Origin of the sequence: Brevibacterium rongguiense, assembly GCF_009857845.1 — a bacterium.
In the GTDB taxonomy this organism is placed as follows: Bacteria; Actinomycetota; Actinomycetes; order Actinomycetales; family Brevibacteriaceae; genus Brevibacterium; species Brevibacterium rongguiense.
In genome coordinates, this window is record NZ_WWEQ01000105.1 from 1 (window position 1) to 3907 (window position 3907).

Annotated in this window: 6 protein-coding genes and 1 pseudogene; 5 read left to right on the forward strand and 2 right to left on the reverse strand. The window is 72.9% G+C overall.

The window, feature by feature from the left end:
- Both GSY69_RS13505 and GSY69_RS13510 read right to left on the reverse strand, forming a co-directional pair.
- A pseudogene (locus GSY69_RS13505) lies at positions 1 to 546 on the reverse strand (hypothetical protein); the annotation flags it as partial.
- Between the two features lie 77 nt (positions 547 to 623).
- Positions 624 to 1115 (reverse strand): hypothetical protein, encoded by a 492-nt coding sequence (locus tag GSY69_RS13510; RefSeq protein ID WP_160954353.1) that lies wholly within the window; start codon positions 1113 to 1115, stop codon positions 624 to 626.
- Positions 1116 to 1693: 578 nt separating this feature from the next.
- Here GSY69_RS13510 and rpmB point away from each other — a divergent pair.
- The 5 genes from rpmB to GSY69_RS13535 all read left to right on the forward strand — a co-directional run bounded on the left by rpmB (position 1694) and on the right by GSY69_RS13535 (position 3819).
- Positions 1694 to 1930, forward strand: coding sequence for a 50S ribosomal protein L28 (rpmB, locus tag GSY69_RS13515; RefSeq protein WP_160954354.1), 237 nt, complete (start codon positions 1694 to 1696; stop codon positions 1928 to 1930).
- Positions 1930 to 2097, forward strand: coding sequence for a 50S ribosomal protein L33 (gene rpmG, locus GSY69_RS13520; RefSeq protein WP_160954355.1), 168 nt, complete (start codon positions 1930 to 1932; stop codon positions 2095 to 2097). The genes rpmB and rpmG overlap by 1 nt, the downstream gene beginning before the upstream one ends.
- Positions 2098 to 2103: 6 nt before the next feature.
- Positions 2104 to 2409: a 30S ribosomal protein S14 gene (gene rpsN, locus GSY69_RS13525; protein ID WP_160954356.1), complete on the forward strand. Its 306-nt coding sequence runs from the start codon at positions 2104 to 2106 to the stop codon at positions 2407 to 2409.
- Positions 2410 to 2482: 73 nt separating this feature from the next.
- A complete protein-coding gene (locus GSY69_RS13530; protein ID WP_160954357.1) occupies positions 2483 to 2773 on the forward strand; it encodes an HU family DNA-binding protein in 291 nt (96 codons plus the stop codon).
- A 191-nt stretch (positions 2774 to 2964) separates the two neighbouring features.
- Positions 2965 to 3819 (forward strand): nitrilase-related carbon-nitrogen hydrolase, encoded by an 855-nt coding sequence (locus tag GSY69_RS13535; RefSeq protein WP_160954358.1) that lies wholly within the window; start codon positions 2965 to 2967, stop codon positions 3817 to 3819.
- Positions 3820 to 3907 lie beyond the last annotated feature (88 nt).

The following is a 3907-nucleotide window of genomic DNA, read 5'->3' on the forward strand; positions in this document are numbered from 1 at the left end:
GGGCGCCGGGGCAGCAGCCGCGCCGAGGCCCGGGGAGGCGCCCGGCGCACCGGAACCCGGCCACGCAGGGCCGGCGGGCACATGCGCGGGTCCGCCCGAGCCCGGAGCTCCGGAGGGGGGTGAGCCGTAGGCGGCCTGCCCGAACGCGTGGCCCGGCGGCGGCCCGAAGTGCGGTCCGGGCTGCCCGAACGGCATCGCGGGCTGCTGGCCCGGGTGCGGGCCGAAGTCCGGACCGGGGCCGAAGTCGGCGGCGGGGCTGCTGGGCGCGGATGCGTTCGGCGCAGGGCTGTTCGCTGCAGCGCCGTGAGGTGCGGCGCTGTTCGCTGCAGGGGCCCCCGCCGCCTGCGCGGGGCCGGGCTGCCGTGCCGGGCCCTCGCGCCCACCGCCGTCCTGCGCACCGGATTCTGCGGGCGGGTCGTCGTGGCGCGAGCGGTAGGCGTTCGAGTGGGCGGGGTTGATGTAGGGATGGCCATTCGCGCTCGGCGGGCGCCCGCTCGGCTTGGCCGGCAGACGGTCGTCGCCCGTGAGGCCCTGCGGGGGGCTCATGCGCTACCTCCTGCTGCCATCGCTTCGCGCGGTGCGCGCGCCTCGCTGCGCCCGGCACCGGACCCGGTGGGCTCAGTCTAGCGGCCGGGCACCGCCTGCGCGGGCGCGCGCAGGCCCGCGGCGTGGGAGGCCGCCGGGCCCTCCTCGGCGGGCTGGAGGCCGTCGCTGGGCTCGAGCAGCGCGCTGCCGATCGCCCAGACCGCGATGAGGACGAGGAGGAGGACGGCGGCCGCGATGCACACGAGGAGCGCGCGCCTGTGCCGCGGCGCCCCGCCCGCAGCGGGCGGAGACCCTGTCACATGCGACTTGGCCGCATGGGATCCGGCCGCGGTGGGCGCAGCAGCGGGAGTTCCGACGGTGGGCGCGGCAGGCGGCGCGTCCGCGACGACGGGCAGCGAATCGGTATGGGCCGCGAGGTACTCGTAGTACGTCGAGCAGTCGAGTTCGGCGTCCGAGCGGTCGGCCGTCCCGCCGCCGGCGCGAGCGTTGCCAGGGTGCGGGCGGGCCCCGTCCCGTAGGCGCGCGGCGCCGGGGCCGGTGGGGAAGCCGGAGCCGCTGGGCGGAGTCATCGGACCGCCGCCGCGGCGTCTGAGCTGAGGATGATCCCGAGCATGGACCTACGATGACACGCGCCGTGCCCTCCTTCAACTGCGCAGCCAACTGCGTAGTGAACTGCACGGCGAACTGCGCGGGGAACTGTGCGACCCGGGGGTGGGGGCCTTCCAGCGCATCTCCCGGCGCCCGTGCCCGCCTCATGCCTCCACCGCGGTACCCCAACCCCGCCGCAGCGGCGCCTGATCGCCACCGCAGCGGCGCCCCGCCGCCGTGATTGGACGCGGCGGCCGGGCGGGCACTAGGATTGGTGCCTGTTGTGTGGGCGAGTGCGCCCCGTGCACGGGCCCCATCCACGGCCACGGCGCGGCAAGCCGCTCGCCGGTGCTCACCCCGCGCAGCACGCAAGCGAAGGCCCTCTCTCACAGGCCACATGCTTCAGCGCTGGTGAGACATCTCGATCGCGCCGCCGCGCGGTCGAAGCGCACGCCGTCGAGCCCCCGGGCTCACGCGGCACGCGCGATGTCTTCGGCGGATCCGGCCCGGGCCCAGCCCGCGGCCGCGGATGCGCCAGCAAGTGAACTGGAGGAGAGAAATGGCAGCAGTCTGCCAGGTAACCGGGCAGGTCCCCGGTTTCGGGAACAACGTTTCCCACTCGAACCGACGCACCAAGCGCCGCTTCGATCCCAACATTCAGCGCAAGCGCTACTTCGTGCCGTCCCTGCGGCGCACGGTGACGCTCAACGTGTCCACGAAGGGCATCAAGCTCATCGATGCCCGCGGCATCGACGCCGTCGTGGCCGACCTCATCGCCAAGGGAGTGAAGCTCTGATGGCCAAGACACAGGATGTCCGCCCGATCATCAAGCTGAAGTCGACCGCCGGCACCGGGTACACGTACGTCACCCGCAAGAACCGCCGCAACAACCCGGATCGCATCGTGCTCAAGAAGTACGACCCGAAGATCCGCAAGCACGTCGAATTCCGAGAGGAGCGCTGAGCCCGAATGGCGAAGAAGTCCAAGATCGCACGCGACAAGCAGCGTCGCGCCATCGTCGACCGCTACGCTGAGCGCCGCCTCGAGCTCAAGCGCCAGCTGGTCCACCCCGACAGCACCGATGACCAGCGCGAGGAAGCCCGCCTGGCCCTGCAGAAGCTGCCGCGCGATGCCTCGCCGGTGCGCCTGCGCAACCGCGACCAGGTGGACGGCCGCCCGCGCGGCCACCTCCGCAAGTTCGGCCTCTCGCGCGTCCGCTTCCGCGAGATGGCGCACAACGGCGAGCTGCCGGGCATCACGAAGTCCAGCTGGTAACGTCTGCTACGTTCGTTCCGGTGAATAACCGACCCGGTGCACAACCGGCTATGTCCTGAAGGAGGACACTTACATGGCTAAGAACCGCAGTGAGCTCGTTTCCGAGGTCGCAGAGAAGTCCGGTCTCACGCAGAAGCAGGTCTCCGACGTCCTCGACGGCGTCTTCGAGACCTTCGCGGAGGTCGTCTCCAAGGGCGATAAGCTCACCGTCCCGGGCTGGGTGTCCGTTGAGCGCACCGAGCGTGCCGCTCGCAAGGGCCGCAACCCGCAGACCGGTGCGGAAATCGAGATCGCCGCAGGCTACTCGGTAAAGCTCTCCCCCGGCTCGAAGCTCAAGGCTGCCGCAGGCTCGCCCAAGAAGTGACCTGATCCTCCTGGGATTGCCAGCAGGGCCCGCCTCCGCTCGGAGGCGGGCCCTGCTGCATTCACCGGCCCGCGTCGTTCGACCGCCTGTGTTCGGCCGCCCGCATTCGACGGCCTGCCTTCGCGGGCGCGCCCTGCCAGCGGGGGCGCACTGCGCGACGGGGCGCACCGCGCATCGACTACCCTGGAACCATGCGCGTCTCGGCAATCCAACTCTCGTACTCGGACAGCGAATCGCAGGCGGATCGGATCGCGCGCGCCGCGGCGCTCGTGCGCGCCCAGCGCTCCGCGGACCTCGTCGTCCTCCCCGAACTGTGGCCCGCCGGGGGCTTCACCTACCGTGACTGGGGCCGGCGCGCCGAGGACCCCGCCACCGGGCCCACCTTCACCGCGCTGTCCGCGGCGGCCCAGGCGATCGGCGCCTACGTCCACGCGGGCTCGGTCATCGAGGCCGATGAGCGCGCCCTGGCCCAACTCGCCGAGGCCGACTACGACGTGACGGCGCTGCCGGAGCTGCCCGACGGCTCGCGCGGACTGTGGAACACCTCGCTGCTGATCGCGCCCACCGGTGAGCTCGTCGCGACCTACCGCAAGATCCACCGCTTCGGCTTCGGCTCCGGCGAGCCCAAGCTCCTCGAGGCCGGTGAGGACATCGTGGCCGTCGAGGTGCAGCTGCCGGAGGGGCCGGTCACTCTCGGCCTGGCGACCTGCTACGACCTGCGCTTCCCGGAGCTGTTCCGGGGGCTGCTCGACGCCGGCGCCGAGGTGCTCGTCGTGCCCGCCGCCTGGCCGGCGCCGCGCGTTGCCGACTGGGAGCTGCTCGCCCGGGCGCGCGCGCTCGAGGACTTCTGCGCCGTCGTGGCCGTCAACACCGCCGGCTACCACGGCGGCATGCAGATGGGCGGCCATTCCGCGATCATCGACGCGGCGGGCCGGCCGCTCGCCCAGGCCGGTGCGGACGAGACGATCATCGCCGCGGACATCGACGTCGCGGCGATCCGCCGGCGGCGCGAGGACTTCCCGGCGCTGGCCGACCGGAGGCTGTGACGGTCCGGCCCCCGGCCCCGCCCGCCGAGCCGCAGGACGTAGCAGGTCGCCAGGCCGAGAGTGACCGGCCCCTCCGGCAGCTGCACCT